Source organism: Bacillus sp. TE8-1 (assembly GCF_008368855.1).
In the GTDB taxonomy this organism is placed as follows: domain Bacteria; phylum Bacillota; class Bacilli; order Bacillales; family Bacillaceae_G; genus Bacillus_A; species Bacillus_A cereus.
On record NZ_QPET01000014.1, the window covers coordinates 584,684 to 603,826 of the forward strand.

A 19,143-nucleotide genomic window follows, 5' to 3' on the forward strand; every position below is an offset into this window, starting at 1 on the left:
TTATGAGTTGGTCAAAAGTAAAATACTTCTTTTTTGATACACCGGAAGAAAAAGAAGCAGCTCAATATGGTTATGAAAAGGAGCAAACAGACATGAAAAAACAGCAAGATCCACCAGAACAACAAGACGTTACGTTTCCGAAAGCGCAACCGAAGCAAAATGTTGTGAGTATTGAAACAGCAAAACAATCTTCAAAAGTTGTTTTATTAGAACCACGCACATATTCGGAAGCACAAGGGATTGCGGACCACTTAAAAGGTAGACGAGCTGTTGTAATTAATTTGCAGAGAATGTCTACTGATCAAGCGGTACGTATCGTTGACTTTTTAAGTGGTACTGTATACGCTATAGGCGGGGACATTCAAAAAATAGGGCCGAAAACATTTATGTGTACACCTGAAAATGTAGATATTGTTGGTGCGATTTCAGAGTTATTCGGTGAAGAAGAAGAAACAAATATAAAGAGGTGGTAATACGCCATGACAACAGTTTTTATAGTGTTAAGTTATGCTATCGAGATTTACTCGTGGGCACTTATTATTTACATTCTCCTATCATGGTTTCCTGGTGCAAAGGAATCATCTTTTGGAGAGTTCCTGGCACGTATTTGTGAACCGTATTTAGAACCATTCCGCCGCTTTATTCCGCCGCTTGGAATGATTGATATTTCTCCAATCGTTGCGATCTTTGCGTTGAAACTTGCTAAAACTGGTTTGTTCAGTTTATTAAGCTATTTCTTATAGTAAGAAGGTAAATACATGAGCATCTACGAACATTTTAGGCCTGATGAGGAGGTCTTTGTGGATAAAGTGCTAGAGTGGAAGCGAGCGGCGGAGTACCATCAAGTGAAGTTAACGGATTTTCTTGATCCTAGGCAACAACAAATTGTTTCTATAGTAATAGGACAAGGTGATGTTGCTGTGCAATTTGGTGGTGCAACGCCTAATGCAGAGCGTAAAAGAGCACTTATTTATCCAGACTATCTAGAATTAAATGAAGAAGAATTTCAAGTAGAAGTATTAGAAATTGACTATCCTTCCAAGTTTTATACGCTAGAACATAGGCAAATATTAGGTACATTTATGTCTCTTGGTTTAACAAGAGAAAAATGTGGTGATATTTTGCTGCAAGAAAATCGTGCCCAAATTGTAGTTGCGAAAGAAATTGTATCGTATATTGAGATGAACTTACAATCAATAGGGAAAGTAAAAGTCTCTTTAGCGTCAGTGCAAGGAGAACAAATTCTACAGATAGATGAAACGTGGGGAGAGAAATCTGGAACGGTTTCTTCACTTCGTTTAGATGTTATGTTAGCTGAAATGTTACATTTATCTAGACAGAAAGTACAACCTTTCATAAAAAATGGTTTAGTAAAAGTCAATTGGAAAACAGTGGAGCAAACTTCTTATGAATGCTATCCAGGAGATGTTTTTTCTGTTAGAGGATATGGCCGAAGTAAATTATTTTCTGTAGAAGGTAGAACAAAACGCGACAAATGGAGAATTTTGTATGGTATACTAAAATGATTGGTTTTTTAGAAGGAAATCCTCCTATTTTGTCGAAGAAAAGATATAATTGAAAGAGGAAATTTAGATAACTACTTGGAGGTGGCGTTGTGCCGTTAACACCATTAGATATTCATAACAAAGAATTTGGTCGCGGATTCCGTGGCTATGATGAAGATCAAGTAAATGAGTTTCTTGATCAAATTATCAAAGATTATGAATTGGTCATTCGTGAGAAAAAAGCTTTAGAAGAAAAAGTTGCGCAGTTAGAAGGGAAGTTAGATCATTTCTCTAATATTGAAGATACGTTAAACAAATCTATCGTCGTTGCACAAGAAGCAGCGGAAGAAGTAAAACGTAATGCGCAAAAAGAAGCGAAATTAATTGTGCGTGAAGCTGAAAAGAATGCTGATCGTATTATTAACGAAGCATTAGTAAAATCAAGAAAAGTTGCTTTTGATATTGAAGAGCTAAAGAAACAAGCGAAAGTATTCCGAACTCGTTTCCGTATGTTATTAGAAACACAGCTTGAGATGTTAAACAACGATGATTGGGATAAACTAATTGAATTAGAAGACGAAGTAGATGAACTGTTGAAAAAAGAAGAAACAGTGTAAGCTTGACGTTTTTCTCATTATTACATATAATTTTAAACAACATATTTATTAAGAAAAACGAAGATAGGGATAAGTACCTTTTCAAACCTTATATAGCGAACTGAGGATGGTGTAAGCTCAGGATAAGGAGATAGTGGGAATATCACCCTGGAGTTCCGCGCTGAACAAATAGAGTAAGCGTAGGCGTGTATTCGCGTTAAGAATATAAAGAGGATTCTATACATATGTATATGATCTACTAGGGTGGTACCGCGGGAGACTTTCTCGTCCCTTTTTGGGATGAGAAGGTCTCTTTTTTATTCCGTTTTTTAAGTGTTTCTTTTATACATGTAAGGAGGAATTGAGCATGGAGTACAAAAATACATTACTGATGCCAAAAACAGAGTTCCCAATGCGTGGGAATTTACCAAAACGTGAGCCTGCAATGCAAGAAAAATGGGCTGAAATGAATATTTACGAAAAAGTACAAGAACATACAAAAGGACGTCCTTTATTTGTATTGCATGATGGACCTCCATATGCGAATGGTGACATTCATATGGGACATGCATTAAATAAAGTATTAAAAGACTTTATTGTTCGTTATAAATCAATGACTGGTTTTAGTGCGCCATATGTTCCAGGATGGGATACGCACGGTTTACCAATTGAACAAGCTTTAACAAATAAAGGTGTAAAACGTAAAGAAATGACAGTTGCTGAGTTCCGTAAGTTATGTGCAGAGTATGCATATGAACAAGTAGAACGTCAACGTGAACAATTTAAGCGTCTAGGTGTACGTGCAGATTGGGATAATCCATATATTACTTTAGAGCCAGCTTATGAAGCACAACAAATTAAAGTGTTTGGTGACATGGCGAAAAAAGGTTATATCTATAAAGGTCAAAAACCAGTTTACTGGTCTCCAACGAGTGAATCTGCTTTAGCGGAAGCTGAAATTGAATATCAAGATAAAAAATCAGCATCTATTTACGTAGCATTCCCTGTAAAAGATGGAAAGAACGTATTAGAAGGTGATGAAAAGTACATCATTTGGACAACGACACCTTGGACATTACCTGCAAACTTAGGTATTTCTGTTCACCCAGAGCTTGAATATAGCATTGTAAAAGTAAACGATGAGAAATATATCATTGCTTCTGAGCTGTTTGAGACAGTTGCAAAAACGTTAGAGTGGGAAAATGCTGAAGTTGTGAAAACAGTAAAAGGTAGCGAACTTGAGTACACAGTTGCAAAACATCCATTCTACGATCGTGATTCATTAGTTATGCTAGGAGACCACGTAACAACAGATGCAGGTACAGGTTGTGTTCATACAGCACCAGGACACGGGGAAGATGACTTCGTTGTTGGTAAAAAGTATGGATTAGAAGTACTTTGCCCAGTCGATGATAAAGGTGTATTAACAAATGAGGCACCTGGATTTGAAGGCTTATTCTATGATAAAGCTAACAAACCAATTACAGAAAAATTAGAAGAAGTAGGCGCGTTACTGAAACTAACATTCATTACACATTCATACCCACATGATTGGAGAACGAAAAAACCAATTATTTTCCGTGCGACAGCACAGTGGTTTGCATCTATTGAAGCATTCCGTAAAGAATTAATAGAAGCTGTAGCAGAAACAAAATGGGTACCAGCATGGGGAGAAACTCGTCTTCATAATATGGTTCGTGACCGTGGTGACTGGTGTATTTCTCGTCAGCGTGCATGGGGTGTGCCAATTCCGGTATTCTATGCTGAGAATGGTGATCCAATTATTACGGATGAAACAATTAACCATGTAGCAGATTTATTCCGTGAACACGGTTCTAACGTATGGTTCGAGCGTGAAGCGAAAGATCTATTACCAGAAGGATTTACACATCCAGGTAGCCCAAATGGCGAATTCCGTAAAGAAACAGACATCATGGATGTATGGTTCGATTCAGGTTCTTCTCACCAAGCGGTATTAGAAGAGCGCGAAGATTTACAGCGTCCAGCTGATTTATATTTAGAAGGATCTGACCAGTATCGTGGTTGGTTTAACTCTTCATTATCAACAGCAGTTGCTGTAACAGGTAAAGCTCCATATAAAGGCGTACTAAGTCACGGTTTCGTACTAGATGGTGAAGGACGTAAGATGAGTAAGTCGATTGGAAACATCGTCGTACCGAAGAAAATTATGGATCAATTAGGCGGAGACATTTTACGCTTATGGGTATCTTCTGTTGACTATCAATCTGACGTACGTATTTCAGATGATATTTTAAAACAAGTAGCAGAAGTGTATCGTAAAATCCGTAACACATTCCGTTTCTTATTAGGAAACTTAGACGACTTTAAGCCAAGTGAAAATGCAGTAGCTGTAGCTGAACTTCGTGAAGTAGATCGTTACATGTTAGTGAAATTAAATGACTTAATTACAAAAGTTAAAGAAGCATATGAGACATACGACTTCGCTGCTGTGTATCATGCAATTCATAACTTCTGTACAATTGATTTAAGTTCATTCTATTTAGACTTTGCAAAAGACATTTTATATATTGAAGGTGCAAACCACGAAGATCGTCGTGCGATTCAAACTGTATTATATGATGTTCTTGTTGCGTTAACGAAACTTGTAACACCAATCTTACCGCATACAGCTGATGAAGTATGGCCATACATTCCAGGCGTAACAGAAGAAAGTGTACAATTAACTGATATGCCAGAAGCTGTACAATTAGATGACGCGGAAGCGTTAAAAACAAAATGGGATGCATTTATGACATTACGTGATGACGTGTTAAAAGCACTAGAAGTAGCTCGTAATGAAAAAGTAATCGGTAAGTCATTAAATGCAAGCATTACGCTATATCCAACTGCAGAAATGAAAGCTATGTTAGAGTCTATTAGCGAAGACTTAAAGCAATTATTCATCGTTTCTGAGTATAAACTTGGTGGTATGATGGATGAAGCGCCAGCAGATGCACCGAAGTATGAACATACAGCGGTTGTTGTTGCTCAAGCAACTGGTGAAACATGTGAACGTTGTTGGGTAGTTTCAGAAACAATTGGTAAAGATGCTGAACATGAAACATTATGTGAGCGTTGTGCAACAGTTGTTAAAGAAAACTATGTAAAATAATAAAAAAAGCTGACTGCTATTGATGCAGTCAGTTTTTTTGTTGATGGCATATCAAAATCACTTTCAGACTCTTTCCTGTGAAGGAAAAATGTGTGTGAGGTAAGCAAATAAATTTCGGACACACTAACTGTACATTACAGCTAGGAGGAATGTACACGTGAATGAAATTTACATGGAAATAAAAGAAGAATTGCAATTGATGAGAAAAGAGTTGCAAGAGAGACTAGCTAAAGAAGTAATGCACAAATATGATGTCGAGTTCAGCCAAGAGCTTGGATATGAAATTAAGGAAGAGATAAAGAAAAAATTGCTATTACATGATATAAAAGAGGATTTAAAGGATGTAGAACGCGCATTATTTAAAATGGAAATAGACATGTATGGTATTTGTGAAGATACGGGGAGATTAATTTCGACAAAGCAAATGAAGACAATGCCGACTGCCCGTACGATTCATGAATTCTTTTATGAAAAGGTAAATGTATGAATACGCACAACGATATTATATTACCTTTTTTTAATTTATTTTATTCTTCTATAAAGGTTCATTGTGAAAAGGTAGCAGCTATGCTAAAATTTTGAGGTACACTGTCTTTGTGGGGGAAATGAAAATGATATATTATGTAATAGCGTTATTCGTCATTGCTATCGATCAAATATCGAAGTGGTTAATTGTAAAGAACATGGAATTGGGTACGAGTATTCCGATTATCGACAATGTATTATACATAACATCACATCGAAATAGAGGCGCTGCTTGGGGTATTTTAGAAAATAAAATGTGGTTCTTCTACATTATTACAGTTGTTTTTGTAGTGTTTATTGTATTTTATATGAAAAAGTATGCGAAAACAGACAAGCTTCTAGGTATTTCGTTAGGCCTAATTTTGGGCGGGGCAATTGGTAACTTTATTGATCGTGTATTTAGACAAGAAGTAGTGGATTTCATTCACGTGTATATTTTCTCGTACAACTATCCAGTATTCAATATAGCTGATTCAGCATTATGTATTGGTGTTGTATTAATTATTATTCAAACATTATTAGAAGGCAAGAAAGCGAAGGAGTAATTGAATGAGTGAAGTAGTACAAGTAACAGTTGCAGCAGAGCAAAAAAACGAGCGAATTGATAAATTCGTTACAGGGATAAATAACGAATGGTCACGTACGCAAGTGCAGCAATGGATTAAAGATGAAGTTGTGACAGTAAACGGGAAAGCGGTAAAAGGGAATTATAAAGTAAAAGAAGAAGATGAAATTACAGTAACAATTCCTGAACCAGAAGAGTTAGATATTCAACCAGAGGATTTAAATTTAGAAATTTATTATGAAGATGCAGATGTGCTTGTTGTAAATAAGCCACGTGGGATGGTTGTACATCCAGCACCAGGGCATACAAGTGGTACACTTGTAAATGGCCTTATGCACCATTGTACAGACTTATCAGGCATTAACGGTGTAATGCGTCCAGGTATCGTGCATCGTATCGATAAAGATACATCTGGACTATTAATGGTTGCTAAAAATGATATGGCACATGAATCGCTTGTAAATCAGCTTGTAGCAAAAACAGTAACGAGACGTTACAAAGCGATTGTACACGGTGTGATTCCGCATGATAAGGGAACGATTGATGCTCCGATTGCTCGTGATAAGAAAGAGCGTCAAAGTATGACAGTTGATGAAAATGGTAAGAACGCTGTTACGCATTTCCAAGTGTTAGAACGCTTTAAAGACTTTACACTTGTAGAATGTCGCTTAGAAACGGGACGTACGCACCAAATTCGTGTTCATATGAAATATATTGGCTATCCACTTGCAGGAGATCCGAAGTATGGTCCGAAGAAAACGTTAGATATGAATGGACAAGCACTTCATGCGGGTATTTTAGGCTTTGATCATCCTCGTACTGGTGAATATATTCAGTTTGAGGCACCGATTCCAGAAGTGTTTGAAGACGCATTAAATATTTTACGAAAATAGTATTGACAAATCATAAGAAAACTGAGATACTGACAACAGTTAAATAATGATCCTTTAACACAGCCCCGTGAGGTTGAGAAGGTAACGGTTTGAAATACTTAGGGTATGTTGTACCCTTTTTTCAAAAGTCCTCTCGCACACGCTGAGAGGACTTTTTTTATACCATTACTCTCACGCAAGAAAAAAGCTTGGAGGTGTAGAGCATGCAAGAGAAAGCTGTCGTTTTAGATGACCAAATGATTCGCCGCGCTTTAACACGAATTAGTCATGAAATCGTGGAACGAAATAAAGGTGTCGATAATTGTGTTCTTGTCGGAATTAAAACTCGTGGAATTTTTATTGCACAACGTTTGGCAGAACGAATTGGTCAAATTGAAGGAAAAGAAATGGAAGTTGGAGAGTTAGACATTACGTTATATCGTGATGATTTAACACTACAATCGAAAAATAAAGAACCACTTGTAAAAGGTTCTGATATCCCTGTAGATATTACGAAGAAAAAAGTTATCCTTGTGGATGACGTATTATATACAGGAAGAACAGTTCGAGCAGCAATGGATGCTCTTATGGATTTAGGTAGACCATCTCAAATCCAATTGGCGGTTCTTGTTGATAGAGGTCATCGCGAATTACCAATTCGCGCTGATTATGTAGGGAAGAATATTCCAACATCAAGTGAAGAGCGTATCGAAGTTGATTTGCAAGAGACAGATCAACAAGATCGAGTAAGCATATACGATAAGTAAAGCCCTTTTAAATGTAGTCCTGTGAGGCTGCCAAAGGGTCTTGGCTTTCATATGTCAAATTTGGCATACGAAAGTGTAGGACTCTTTGTGCACAGGCACAAAGAGTTTTTTTATTGCAAAGATTTAAACTGAAGGAGGATGTAACAATGGAACAAAAGCCAGTGTTAGACGTTAATGAAGTACCGAAACCGGGAAAATGGTTATTTTTAAGTATACAACATTTGTTCGCGATGTTTGGATCAACAGTGCTTGTTCCGTTTTTAACAGGATTGAATCCATCAGTAGCATTAATATCAAGTGGATTAGGAACGTTAGCGTTTCTTCTTATAACGAAAGGTCAAGTACCTGCTTATCTAGGATCATCATTCGCCTTTATCGCACCGATTATAACAGCGAAAACGGCAGGTGGACCGGGAGCGGCAATGCTTGGTGGTTTGCTAGCAGGACTTGTGTACATCTTAATCTCACTCGGAATTAAGAAATCAGGATCAGAGTGGATTATGAAATTACTACCACCAATCGTAGTTGGTCCAGTAGTAATGGTAATCGGTCTAGCTTTAGCACATACAGCAGTTAACATGGCGATGAACGGTGCGGATGGCAAATATAGCTTTACACACTTTTCAGTAGCGTTAGTAACATTAGCAATTACAATTATATGCTCGATATTTGGAAGAGGATTTTTCAGTATCATACCAGTGTTACTTGGCATTATCGGCGGATATATCTTCGCTTACTTCCAAGGGCTAGTAGACTTAAAGCCGGTAGCTGAGGCAAAATGGTTTGTTGTACCAGATTTCACAGTACCATTTGTAACATACACACCAGAGTTTTCATGGAAGATTGTACTCTTGATGGTACCAGTTGCACTAGTAACAATATCAGAACATATCGGACATCAAATTGTTCTTGGAAATGTTATTAAAAGAGATTTAATTGAAAAACCAGGTTTACACCGTTCAATCTTCGGTGACGGAGTAGCAACATTAATCGCGTCACTAATCGGTGGGCCACCGAATACAACGTATGGTGAAAACATCGGTGTGCTAGCAATTACGAGAGCATACAGTGTATACTTATTCATCGGTTCAGCAGTATTTGCAATCATGTTCGGATTTATCGGTAAGATTTCTGCACTGATTCATTCGATCCCAACACCAGTTATGGGTGGTGTATCAATCTTACTGTTCGGTGTAATCGCATCAAGCGGATTACGCATGATGGTAGATGATAAAACAGATTTAAGTGACAAACGAAACTTAATGATTGCATCAGTAATATTAGTAATCGGTATTGGTGGAGCGGTACTTCATGTAGGAGAATCATTCCAAGTAGAAGGAATGGCACTAGCAGCAATTGTAGGTGTACTGTTAAATCTACTACTACCGGAAACGAAACAAATAAAACAATCTAAGCAGATTGCTTCATAATGATAACCTTTTAATTCAGTCCTGTGAGACCGGAAAGGGTGGCTTCTTTCTTGCACCCTAGTCTCACACGATTAGGGTATTTTTATGCAAAGGTTGTTATAAAAATTCAGAAGTGGTAACATAAAAATCAGAAAGATGAGGGATGACGATGAGCCATTTGTTAACGATGAGTGAATTATCGGAAGTAGAAATTTCAGAAATCCTAAAAGATGCAGAAGATTTTGCGAATGGAAAAGAGAGCAAAACGACAGAGCAAACTTTTGTTGCGAACTTGTTCTTTGAGAATAGTACGAGAACGAGATTTAGCTTTGAAGTTGCTGAGAAGAGATTAGGACTTGATGTTTTAAACTTTTCAGCTGATGCATCTAGCGTACAAAAAGGAGAAACTCTATACGATACGATAAGAACACTAGAATCAATCGGAACAAAAGCAGTGGTCATCCGCCACGAGCAAGATCGCTACTTCGATGAACTAAAAGATCAGGTGAATATTCCAATCTTAAATGCTGGAGATGGATGCGGAAACCACCCAACACAGTGCCTACTGGACCTTCTTACAATTAAACAAGAGTTTGGAAGATTTGAAGGTTTGAAGATTGCAATAGTAGGAGATGTTCGTCATAGCCGAGTAGCACGTTCTAATGCAGAAGCATTAACGAAGCTTGGTGCAACAATTTACTTTGCAAGTCCAGAAGAGTGGAAAGATGAAGACAACACATTTGGAACATACAAACCATTAGATGAACTTGTTCCAGAAGTTGATGTAATGATGTTACTCCGTGTACAACATGAGCGTCATGATCATTATGAAACAGACATTATGAAAGAATATCATGAGAAACACGGATTAACAGTAGAAAGAGAAAAGCGTATGAAAGAAGGAAGCATTATTATGCATCCAGCTCCTGTAAACCGTGATGTTGAAATTGCAAGTGAACTTGTTGAGTGTGAGCGTTCACGTATATTTAAACAAATGGAAAATGGAGTTTACGTAAGAATGGCTGTACTAAAACGCGCCTTACCAAATGTATTAGGAGGAATGAAACATGAATTATTTGTTTAAAAATGGTCGTTATATGAATGAAGAAGGAAAAATCGTAGCAACGGATCTTCTCGTACAAGACGGTAAAATCGCTAAGGTAGCAGAAAATATTACGGCAGATAATGCTGAAGTAATCGATGTGAACGGAAAGTTAATCGCACCTGGATTAGTAGATGTACACGTACATCTTCGTGAACCAGGTGGTGAACATAAAGAAACAATTGAAACAGGTACACTAGCAGCGGCAAAAGGTGGATTCACTACAATTTGCGCAATGCCAAATACACGCCCTGTACCAGATTGCAGAGAACATATGGAAGACTTGCAAAAACGTATTGAAGAAAAAGCTCATGTTAACGTACTACCATACGGAGCAATTACAGTACGTCAAGCTGGTTCTGAAATGACAGATTTCGAAACATTAAAAGAACTTGGAGCATTTGCTTTCACAGATGACGGCGTAGGCGTACAAGATGCGAGCATGATGTTAGCGGCTATGAAACGTGCAGCAAAATTAGATATGGCAGTAGTTGCGCACTGTGAAGAGAATACGCTTATTAATAAAGGTTGTGTACATGAAGGGAAGTTTTCTGAGAAACACGGATTAAACGGTATCCCATCAGTATGTGAATCTGTACATATTGCAAGGGATATACTGCTTGCTGAAGCAGCAGATTGCCACTATCACGTATGTCATGTAAGTACGAAAGGTTCTGTACGTGTAATCCGTGATGCGAAACGCGCTGGAATTAAAGTAACAGCAGAAGTAACACCGCATCACCTAGTGTTATGTGAAGATGATATCCCATCAGCTGATCCTAACTTTAAAATGAACCCACCGCTTCGTGGAAAAGAAGACCATGCAGCATTAATTGAAGGTTTATTAGATGGAACGATCGATATGATCGCAACTGACCATGCACCGCATACAGCGGAAGAGAAAGCACAAGGAATTGAAAGAGCACCGTTTGGAATTACTGGTTTTGAAACAGCATTCCCGCTTCTATACACAAACCTTGTGAAAAAGGGAGTTATTACGCTAGAACAGTTAATTCAATTCTTAACAGAAAAGCCAGCTGATACATTCGGCTTAGAAGCAGGTCGCCTAAAAGAAGGTAGAGCAGCTGATATTACAATCATTGATTTAGAACAAGAAGAAGAGATTGACCCAACAACATTCTTATCAAAAGGAAAAAATACACCATTCGCAGGTTGGAAATGCCAAGGATGGCCGGTAATGACAATCGTTGGTGGTAAGATCGCATGGCAAAAGGAGAGTGCATTAGTATGAAAAGACAACTTATCTTAGAAGATGGAACAGTATTAATTGGAACAGGTTTCGGAGGCGAAATCGAAAAGTCAGGTGAGGTTGTATTTACAACAGGAATGACTGGATATCAAGAAACATTATCTGATCCATCATATTGCGGTCAAATCGTAACATTCACGTACCCATTAATCGGAAACTACGGCATTAACCGTGACGATTTTGAATCCATTCACCCATCTGTAAATGGTTTAATCGTAAACGAAATTTGTGATCACCCATCAAACTTCCGTAATGAAATTTCGTTAAATGATTACTTGAAAGAAAGAAATATCCCAGGATTAGCAGGGATTGATACGAGAAAATTAACGAGAAAAATTCGTCAATACGGTACATTACGTGGACGCCTTTGTAACATGGATGCAGATGTAGAGTACATTGTAAGCCAATTAAAAGCGACAGTATTTACAGATCATGTAAAACGCGTATCAACGAAAGATCCATACCCAAGCCCAGGTCGTGGTCACCGAGTTGTACTAGTAGACTTCGGTATGAAACATGGTATTTTACGAGAATTAAATAAGCGTGACTGTGATGTAATTGTAGTTCCTTACAACACAACAGCGGAAGAAATTTTACGCCTTAGCCCAGATGGAATTATGTTAAGTAATGGACCTGGAGATCCGAAAGATGTACCAGAAGCAATTGAAATGTTAAAAGACATTATCGGTAAAGTTCCTTTATTCGGAATTTGCCTAGGACATCAATTGTTCGCTCTAGCATCAGGTGCAAATACAAGTAAGTTGAAATTTGGTCACCGTGGTTTAAACCATCCAGTAAAAAATCTTGCAACTGGAAAAGTAGCAATTACATCTCAAAACCACGGATACGCAGTAGAAGAAGAATCAGTTGAAAATACAGATCTTGAAATTACACATGTTGCTTTAAACGATGGAACGGTAGAAGGTCTTCGTCATAAGAAGTTCCCGGCATTTACAGTACAATACCATCCAGAAGCTTCAGCGGGACCAGAAGATGCAAATGATTTATTCGAAGATTTCTTAACAATGATTGAAAACTTCAAGAAAGAAGGGGAAGAGTTATGCCAAAACGCCTAGACATTAACACAATTTTAGTAATCGGATCAGGACCAATTGTAATTGGGCAAGCAGCGGAGTTTGACTACTCTGGTACACAAGCTTGTCAATCTCTTAAAGAGGAAGGTTACAAAGTAATCCTTGTTAACTCTAACCCAGCAACAATTATGACGGATACTGCAACAGCAGATAAAGTATACATCGAGCCATTAACATTAGAATTCGTAAGCCGTATTATTCGTAAAGAACGTCCTGATGCAATCCTACCAACATTAGGTGGTCAAACAGGTTTAAACATGGCTGTTGAACTTGCAAAATCAGGCGTACTTGACGAGTGCGGAGTTGAAATTTTAGGAACAAAATTATCAGCAATCGAGCAAGCGGAAGATCGTGATTTATTCCGTACATTAATGCAAGATTTAAATGAACCAACACCACCAAGTGAAATTATTCATAACCTTGATGAAGCATATGGATTTGTAAACGAAATTGGTTACCCAGTAATCGTTCGACCAGCGTTCACATTAGGAGGAACGGGCGGCGGAATTTGTCATAACGAAGAAGAGCTAATTGAAATCGTAACAAGTGGTTTAAAACATAGCCCAGTAACACAATGTTTATTAGAGAAAAGTATTGCTGGCTGTAAAGAAATTGAATACGAAGTAATGCGTGATTCAAATGATAACGCGATTGTAGTGTGTAACATGGAAAACATCGATCCAGTTGGTGTTCATACAGGTGATTCAATCGTTGTAGCACCGAGCCAAACGCTAAGCGACCGTGAATACCAAATGTTACGTAACACGTCATTACGAATTATTCGTGCACTAGGAATTGAAGGTGGATGTAACGTTCAGCTTGCACTAGATCCATATAGCTTCCAATACTATGTAATCGAAGTAAATCCACGTGTAAGTCGTTCATCTGCACTAGCATCTAAAGCAACTGGATATCCAATTGCGAAATTAGCAGCAAAAATTGCAGTCGGCTTAACGTTAGATGAAATCGTAAACCCAGTAACACAAAAAACTTACGCTTGCTTCGAGCCAGCGTTAGACTATGTTGTTTCAAAAATTCCACGTTGGCCGTTTGATAAGTTTGAATCAGCGAACAGAACGCTTGGAACACAAATGAAAGCAACTGGTGAAGTTATGTCAATCGGACGTAACTTAGAAGAATCATTACTAAAAGCAGTTCGTTCTTTAGAGCTTGGCATTTATCACTTAGAATTAGACCACTTAAAAGAACTTGATAAAGAAACGATGAAAAAACGTATCATTAAAGCGGATGATGAACGACTGTTTATTGTAGCAGAAGCAATTCGCCAAGGTGTAACGAAAGAAGAAATCAATGAATGGTGTGAAATGGACTTCTTCTTCTTACAAAAAGTTGAAAACATCGTAAATATGGAACGTGAAGTAAAAGCGAATGTAGGAAATATGGAAGTACTACAAACTGCAAAAGAAATGGGCTTCAGCGATCACTACATTGCAGCAGCTTGGAACAAAACGGAGCGCGAAATTTACGATATGCGTAAAGAAAATAATATGATGCCAGTATTCAAAATGGTAGATACTTGTGCGGCAGAGTTTGAATCTGCAACGCCATATTACTACAGCACATATGCGGACGAAAATGAATCGATTGTAACAGATCGTAAGAGTGTAGTAGTTCTAGGATCTGGTCCGATCCGTATTGGTCAAGGTGTTGAGTTTGATTACGCAACAGTTCACTCAGTATGGGCAATTAAAGAAGCTGGATATGAAGCAATTATCATTAACAACAACCCAGAAACAGTTTCAACAGACTTCAGTATTTCTGACAAATTATACTTTGAACCATTAACGATTGAAGATGTAATGCATATTATCGATTTAGAAAAACCAGAAGGTGTTATCGTTCAGTTCGGTGGACAAACGGCAATTAACTTAGCAGCGAAACTAGAAGAACACGGTGTGAAAATTTTAGGAACATCACTTGAAGACTTAGATCGTGCAGAAGATCGTGATAAATTCGAAGCTGCTTTAACAAAACTTGGCATCCCACAACCAGTTGGTAAAACAGCAACGACTGTAGAACAAGCGGTAGCAATCGCAGAAGAAATTGGTTACCCAGTATTAGTAAGACCATCTTACGTACTAGGTGGACGTGCGATGGAAATCGTATATCGTCAAGAAGAACTACTGCACTACATGAAAAATGCAGTTAAAGTTCATGCAGATCACCCAGTATTAATCGACCGTTACATGGTTGGTAAAGAAATTGAAGTAGATGCAATTTCCGATGGTGAGAATGTATTCATTCCAGGTATTATGGAACATATTGAACGCGCTGGAGTTCACTCTGGTGACTCAATTGGAGTATATCCACCACAAAGTTTATCTGAAAAACTAAAAGAACAAATCATTGAACATACAATTGCACTTGGAAAAGGATTAAACATTGTTGGATTACTAAATATCCAGTTTGTAGTATTCAAAGATCAAGTGTACGTAATTGAAGTAAATCCACGTGCAAGCCGTACAGTACCGTTCTTAAGTAAAATTACAGGCGTACCGATGGCGAATGTTGCAACGAAAGTTATTTTAGGGCAAGACCTAGTAGAGCAAGGATACGGAACTGGCTATCACCCAGAAGAGAAAGAAGTATATGTAAAAGCTCCGGTATTCTCATTCGCAAAACTACGCTCAGTTGATACAACATTAGGACCTGAAATGAAATCAACAGGGGAAGTAATGGGTAAAGACTTAACGCTTGAAAAAGCATTGTATAAAGGATTAGTTGCTTCTGGAATTAACATCCCAACGCACGGCTCAGTAATCATTACTGTAGCGGATAAAGATAAAGAAGAGGCGATGGAAATTGCAAAACGTTTCCACGAAATCGGCTATAACTTATTAGCAACAGCTGGAACAGCACAATCATTAGAAGAGCAAAATATCCCAGTACAAGTTGTAAACAAAATTGATTCTGAAGACTACAACTTACTAGATATTATCCGTCAAGGAAAAGCACAGTTTGTAATTAACACATTAACAAAAGGTAAACAACCAGCGCGTGATGGTTTCCGCATTCGCCGTGAATCAGTAGAAAATGGTGTGGCTTGCTTAACATCACTTGATACAACAAGAGCAATCTTACGAGTATTAGAATCTATGACATTCTCAGCTCATTCAATGAAAGAAATTACGCAAACAAAGCGTCACGAGGTGGTACATGCATGATGCAAAACCAAAATATGATCGTCGTTAACCAAAAAGAAATCGCAAAAAATATTTACGAATTAGTGCTTCAAGGAACGTTAGTACAGCAAATGAACGAACCAGGGCAGTTTGTACACATTAAGGTAGCAGAGGGCATTGCGCCCCTTCTGCGCCGCCCAATTAGTATTTGTAATGTAGATCAAGAGAAGAACGAATTTACAATGCTATATCGTGCCGAAGGACAAGGGACAAAAACATTAGCAACTAGAAAACAAGGTGAAATGGTAGATGTACTAGGACCATTAGGACACGGTTTTCCTGTAGAAGAAGCAGAAGCTGGTCAAACAGCTTTACTAGTAGGTGGGGGAATTGGTGTACCACCACTTTATGAATTATCACAGCGCCTCGTTGCAAAAGGTGTACGTGTTATTCACATCTTAGGCTTTCAAACGAAAGATGTAGTTTTCTATGAAGAAAAATTTGCAGAACTTGGTGATACGTACGTTGCGACAGTAGACGGTACACACGGTACAAAAGGATTTGTCACAGATGTAATTGATAATTACGGAATTGACTTTGATATTCTTTATTCATGTGGTCCGCTAGCGATGCTTCGTGCATTAGAAGGACGTTACAAAGAGAAAAAAGCCTATATTTCATTAGAAGAACGTATGGGCTGTGGTATTGGAGCTTGTTTCGCATGTGTATGCCACTTACAAGAAGATCCAAGTGGACATTCTTACAAGAAGGTGTGTAGCGACGGACCAGTATTTCCAATCGGGGAGGTTGTACTATGAACAGATTGCAAGTTGAATTACCAGGATTATCATTAAAAAATCCAATTATACCGGCATCTGGATGCTTTGGGTTTGGTCGTGAATATGCACAGTTTTACGATTTAAGTGTACTAGGATCAATCATGATTAAAGCGACGACAGAACAACCACGTTATGGAAATCCAACGCCTCGTGTTGCTGAAACACCAGGCGGCATGCTAAATGCAATCGGACTTCAAAACCCGGGATTAGACAAAGTAATGAATTCGGAATTACCATGGTTAGAACAATTTGACCTTCCAATTATTGCAAACGTTGCAGGCTCACAAGCTGAGGATTACGTAGCGGTTGCGAAGGAAATTTCTAAAGCGCCTAATGTCCATGCACTAGAATTAAACATTTCTTGTCCGAACGTAAAAACAGGTGGTATCGCCTTTGGTACAAATCCTGAAATTGCTGCTGATTTAACGAAGCGAGTAAAAGAGGTTTCTGAAGTACCTGTATACGTGAAATTGTCACCGAACGTGGCAAACATAGTAGAAATTGCAAAAGCGATTGAAAATGCAGGTGCAGATGGTTTAACGATGATTAATACATTGCTTGGTATGCGTCTAGATTTAAAAACAGCTAAACCAATTTTAGCAAACCGTACAGGCGGATTATCAGGTCCTGCGATTAAGCCAGTAGCAATTCGCATGGTACATGAAGTAAGCCAAGCGGTTAACATTCCAATTATCGGAATGGGTGGTATTGAAACAGCTGAAGATGTAATTGAATTCTTCTATGCTGGCGCAAGCGCAGTTGCAGTAGGTACAGCGAACTTTATCGATCCGTTCGTATGCCCGACAATTATTGAAGAGTTACCAGCATTATTAGATGAATTAGGATTTGATCACATTTCGGAATGTCAAGGAAGGAGCTGGAAGCAAACATGTCACAGTCGTTAATCGTTGCACTAGATTTTCCAGGGAAACAAGAAGTAGAACAATTCTTACGCCACTTTGAAGGGGAAGAGTTATTTGTCAAAGTAGGTATGGAGTTATTTTACAAAGAAGGCCCTGCGATTATTACGTACTTAAAAGAAAAGGGACATAAGATCTTCTTAGATTTAAAACTTCATGATATTCCGAATACAGTAAAAAGCGCTATGCGTAGCCTAGCTAGTCTAGATGTTGATATGGTAAATGTTCATGCTGCTGGGGGAAGCAGCATGATGAAAGCTGCGATTGAGGGATTAGAGGAAGGTAAGCAAGAAGGAAAAGAGAGACCGATTTGTATTGCAGTTACACAACTAACAAGCACTTCGGAAGCTATGATGAAAAAAGAGATCGGCATTGAGAAAACGTTAGAAGAAGCGGTTGCTCATTATGCAAAATTAACGAAAGAAAGTGGACTTGATGGCGTTGTTTGTTCAACACTTGAAGTTCCAAAATTACGTGAAGTATGCGGAAATGAATTTGTAACAGTAACACCGGGGATTCGTCTTGCAAGCGATGATGTAAATGACCAAGTGCGCGTAGCAACACCGAAACGTGCGAGGGAACTTGGCTCAAGCTACATCGTAGTTGGACGTAGTATTACAAAAGCAGAAAATCCGCTTGAAGCGTATAAAACAGTAAAACAACAGTGGGAAGGTGTAACAGTATGAAAAAAGAAATCGCATCGCATTTATTAGAAATTGGAGCAGTATTTTTACAACCGAATGATCCATTCACTTGGTCTTCAGGTATGAAATCACCAATTTATTGTGATAACCGTTTAACTTTATCTTATCCAAAAGTACGTCAAGCGATTGCAGCTGGATTAGAAGAGTTAATTAAAGAGCACTTCCCAACTGTAGAAATTATTGCAGGAACAGCAACTGCTGGTATTGCGCACGCTGCATGGGTAAGCGATCGTATGGATTTACCAATGTGCTACGTACGTAGTAAAGCAAAAGGTCACGGTAAAGGGAACCAAATCGAAGGAAAAGCTGAAAAAGGTCAAAAAGTCGTAGTAGTAGAAGACTTAATTTCAACTGGCGGTAGTGCAATTACATGTGTAGAAGCACTTCGCGAAGCTGGATGTGAAGTATTAGGAATCGTATCAATCTTCACATACGAGCTTGAAGCAGGAAAAGAAAAACTAGAAGCAGCTAACGTAGTATCATACTCTTTAAGCGATTACAGTGCATTAACTGAAGTAGCAGCAGAAAAAGGTATGATTGGACAAGCTGAAACGAAAAAATTACAAGAGTGGCGTAAAAATCCAGCTAACGAAGCTTGGATCACAGCGTAACACGAAAAAAACGACTGCGGGGGAACGCGGTCGTTTTTTTATATCATTGTTAAAAATTCAAGTAAAGTTCCATCAATATCAAAGAAAA

The 19,143-nt window shown here is 38.2% G+C and carries 18 protein-coding genes and 1 other annotated feature; all 18 genes read left to right on the forward strand.

What is annotated here, in order from left to right; translation table 11 throughout:
- Positions 1 to 2 precede the first annotated feature (2 nt).
- The 18 genes from DN404_RS14975 to pyrE all read left to right on the forward strand — a co-directional run bounded on the left by DN404_RS14975 (position 3) and on the right by pyrE (position 19,055).
- Positions 3 to 473, forward strand: coding sequence for a cell division protein SepF (locus tag DN404_RS14975; protein WP_000119129.1), 471 nt, complete (start codon positions 3 to 5; stop codon positions 471 to 473).
- 6 nt (positions 474 to 479) lie between these two features.
- Positions 480 to 743, forward strand: a complete 264-nt coding sequence (locus tag DN404_RS14980) for a YggT family protein (RefSeq protein WP_000214233.1) — start codon at positions 480 to 482, stop codon at positions 741 to 743.
- Positions 744 to 758: 15 nt separating this feature from the next.
- The gene (locus DN404_RS14985) at positions 759 to 1,526 is read left to right on the forward strand and encodes a YlmH family RNA-binding protein (protein ID WP_149215155.1); all 768 of its coding nucleotides are present in this window, start codon (positions 759 to 761) and stop codon (positions 1,524 to 1,526) included.
- Between the two features lie 89 nt (positions 1,527 to 1,615).
- Positions 1,616 to 2,122: a septum site-determining protein DivIVA gene (gene divIVA, locus DN404_RS14990; RefSeq protein WP_001131611.1), complete on the forward strand. Its 507-nt coding sequence runs from the start codon at positions 1,616 to 1,618 to the stop codon at positions 2,120 to 2,122.
- A gap of 51 nt (positions 2,123 to 2,173) precedes the next feature.
- Positions 2,174 to 2,397, forward strand: a binding site (T-box leader).
- Positions 2,398 to 2,468: 71 nt separating this feature from the next.
- The gene (gene ileS2, locus DN404_RS14995) at positions 2,469 to 5,234 is read left to right on the forward strand and encodes an isoleucine--tRNA ligase (protein ID WP_000455951.1); all 2,766 of its coding nucleotides are present in this window, start codon (positions 2,469 to 2,471) and stop codon (positions 5,232 to 5,234) included.
- Positions 5,235 to 5,391: 157 nt separating this feature from the next.
- Complete coding sequence (locus tag DN404_RS15000; RefSeq protein WP_001002955.1) at positions 5,392 to 5,721, forward strand: TraR/DksA C4-type zinc finger protein; 330 nt, start codon at positions 5,392 to 5,394, stop codon at positions 5,719 to 5,721.
- Between the two features lie 124 nt (positions 5,722 to 5,845).
- Positions 5,846 to 6,304: a lipoprotein signal peptidase LspA gene (lspA, locus tag DN404_RS15005; RefSeq protein ID WP_000642180.1), complete on the forward strand. Its 459-nt coding sequence runs from the start codon at positions 5,846 to 5,848 to the stop codon at positions 6,302 to 6,304.
- A 4-nt stretch (positions 6,305 to 6,308) separates the two neighbouring features.
- On the forward strand, positions 6,309 to 7,217 hold the full coding sequence (locus tag DN404_RS15010) for an RluA family pseudouridine synthase (protein WP_000005833.1): 909 nt from the start codon (positions 6,309 to 6,311) through the stop codon (positions 7,215 to 7,217).
- Positions 7,218 to 7,420: 203 nt separating this feature from the next.
- Entirely contained in the window at positions 7,421 to 7,963 is a 543-nt protein-coding gene (gene pyrR / locus DN404_RS15015; RefSeq protein WP_001156491.1) for a bifunctional pyrimidine operon transcriptional regulator/uracil phosphoribosyltransferase, read from the forward strand.
- A gap of 146 nt (positions 7,964 to 8,109) precedes the next feature.
- Complete coding sequence (gene uraA / locus DN404_RS15020; RefSeq protein ID WP_000435928.1) at positions 8,110 to 9,393, forward strand: uracil permease; 1,284 nt, start codon at positions 8,110 to 8,112, stop codon at positions 9,391 to 9,393.
- A 148-nt stretch (positions 9,394 to 9,541) separates the two neighbouring features.
- The gene (gene pyrB, locus DN404_RS15025) at positions 9,542 to 10,456 is read left to right on the forward strand and encodes an aspartate carbamoyltransferase (RefSeq protein ID WP_000018849.1); all 915 of its coding nucleotides are present in this window, start codon (positions 9,542 to 9,544) and stop codon (positions 10,454 to 10,456) included.
- Positions 10,440 to 11,726: a dihydroorotase gene (gene pyrC / locus DN404_RS15030; RefSeq protein WP_001108367.1), complete on the forward strand. Its 1,287-nt coding sequence runs from the start codon at positions 10,440 to 10,442 to the stop codon at positions 11,724 to 11,726. The genes pyrB and pyrC overlap by 17 nt, the downstream gene beginning before the upstream one ends.
- Entirely contained in the window at positions 11,723 to 12,820 is a 1,098-nt protein-coding gene (locus DN404_RS15035) for a carbamoyl phosphate synthase small subunit (protein WP_000828680.1), read from the forward strand. Before pyrC ends, DN404_RS15035 begins: the two co-directional genes overlap by 4 nt.
- Complete coding sequence (gene carB / locus DN404_RS15040) at positions 12,805 to 16,023, forward strand: carbamoyl-phosphate synthase large subunit (RefSeq protein WP_001126101.1); 3,219 nt, start codon at positions 12,805 to 12,807, stop codon at positions 16,021 to 16,023. The genes DN404_RS15035 and carB overlap by 16 nt, the downstream gene beginning before the upstream one ends.
- Entirely contained in the window at positions 16,020 to 16,799 is a 780-nt protein-coding gene (gene pyrK, locus DN404_RS15045) for a dihydroorotate oxidase B electron transfer subunit (protein ID WP_149215156.1), read from the forward strand. Before carB ends, pyrK begins: the two co-directional genes overlap by 4 nt.
- Entirely contained in the window at positions 16,796 to 17,725 is a 930-nt protein-coding gene (pyrD, locus tag DN404_RS15050; RefSeq protein WP_001081049.1) for a dihydroorotate oxidase B catalytic subunit, read from the forward strand. The genes pyrK and pyrD overlap by 4 nt, the downstream gene beginning before the upstream one ends.
- On the forward strand, positions 17,710 to 18,426 hold the full coding sequence (gene pyrF, locus DN404_RS15055; RefSeq protein ID WP_006928308.1) for an orotidine-5'-phosphate decarboxylase: 717 nt from the start codon (positions 17,710 to 17,712) through the stop codon (positions 18,424 to 18,426). The genes pyrD and pyrF overlap by 16 nt, the downstream gene beginning before the upstream one ends.
- Complete coding sequence (pyrE, locus tag DN404_RS15060) at positions 18,423 to 19,055, forward strand: orotate phosphoribosyltransferase (protein WP_000711443.1); 633 nt, start codon at positions 18,423 to 18,425, stop codon at positions 19,053 to 19,055. The genes pyrF and pyrE overlap by 4 nt, the downstream gene beginning before the upstream one ends.
- The last annotated feature ends 88 nt before the right edge of the window (positions 19,056 to 19,143 follow it).

Bases quoted from the DNA above. Each gene is read 5' to 3' on its own strand.
- DN404_RS14975 (WP_000119129.1), top strand. From the start codon at position 3: ATGAGTTGGTCAAAAGTAAAATACTTCTTTTTTGATACACCGGAAGAA.
- DN404_RS14980 (WP_000214233.1), top strand. From the start codon at position 480: ATGACAACAGTTTTTATAGTGTTAAGTTATGCTATCGAGATTTACTCG.
- DN404_RS14985 (WP_149215155.1), top strand. From the start codon at position 759: ATGAGCATCTACGAACATTTTAGGCCTGATGAGGAGGTCTTTGTGGAT.
- ileS2 (WP_000455951.1), top strand. From the start codon at position 2,469: ATGGAGTACAAAAATACATTACTGATGCCAAAAACAGAGTTCCCAATG.
- lspA (WP_000642180.1), top strand. From the start codon at position 5,846: ATGATATATTATGTAATAGCGTTATTCGTCATTGCTATCGATCAAATA.
- DN404_RS15010 (WP_000005833.1), top strand. From the start codon at position 6,309: ATGAGTGAAGTAGTACAAGTAACAGTTGCAGCAGAGCAAAAAAACGAG.
- pyrR (WP_001156491.1), top strand. From the start codon at position 7,421: ATGCAAGAGAAAGCTGTCGTTTTAGATGACCAAATGATTCGCCGCGCT.
- uraA (WP_000435928.1), top strand. From the start codon at position 8,110: ATGGAACAAAAGCCAGTGTTAGACGTTAATGAAGTACCGAAACCGGGA.
- pyrB (WP_000018849.1), top strand. From the start codon at position 9,542: ATGAGCCATTTGTTAACGATGAGTGAATTATCGGAAGTAGAAATTTCA.
- pyrC (WP_001108367.1), top strand. From the start codon at position 10,440: ATGAATTATTTGTTTAAAAATGGTCGTTATATGAATGAAGAAGGAAAA.
- DN404_RS15035 (WP_000828680.1), top strand. From the start codon at position 11,723: ATGAAAAGACAACTTATCTTAGAAGATGGAACAGTATTAATTGGAACA.
- carB (WP_001126101.1), top strand. From the start codon at position 12,805: ATGCCAAAACGCCTAGACATTAACACAATTTTAGTAATCGGATCAGGA.
- pyrK (WP_149215156.1), top strand. From the start codon at position 16,020: ATGATGCAAAACCAAAATATGATCGTCGTTAACCAAAAAGAAATCGCA.
- pyrD (WP_001081049.1), top strand. From the start codon at position 16,796: ATGAACAGATTGCAAGTTGAATTACCAGGATTATCATTAAAAAATCCA.
- pyrF (WP_006928308.1), top strand. From the start codon at position 17,710: ATGTCACAGTCGTTAATCGTTGCACTAGATTTTCCAGGGAAACAAGAA.
- pyrE (WP_000711443.1), top strand. From the start codon at position 18,423: ATGAAAAAAGAAATCGCATCGCATTTATTAGAAATTGGAGCAGTATTT.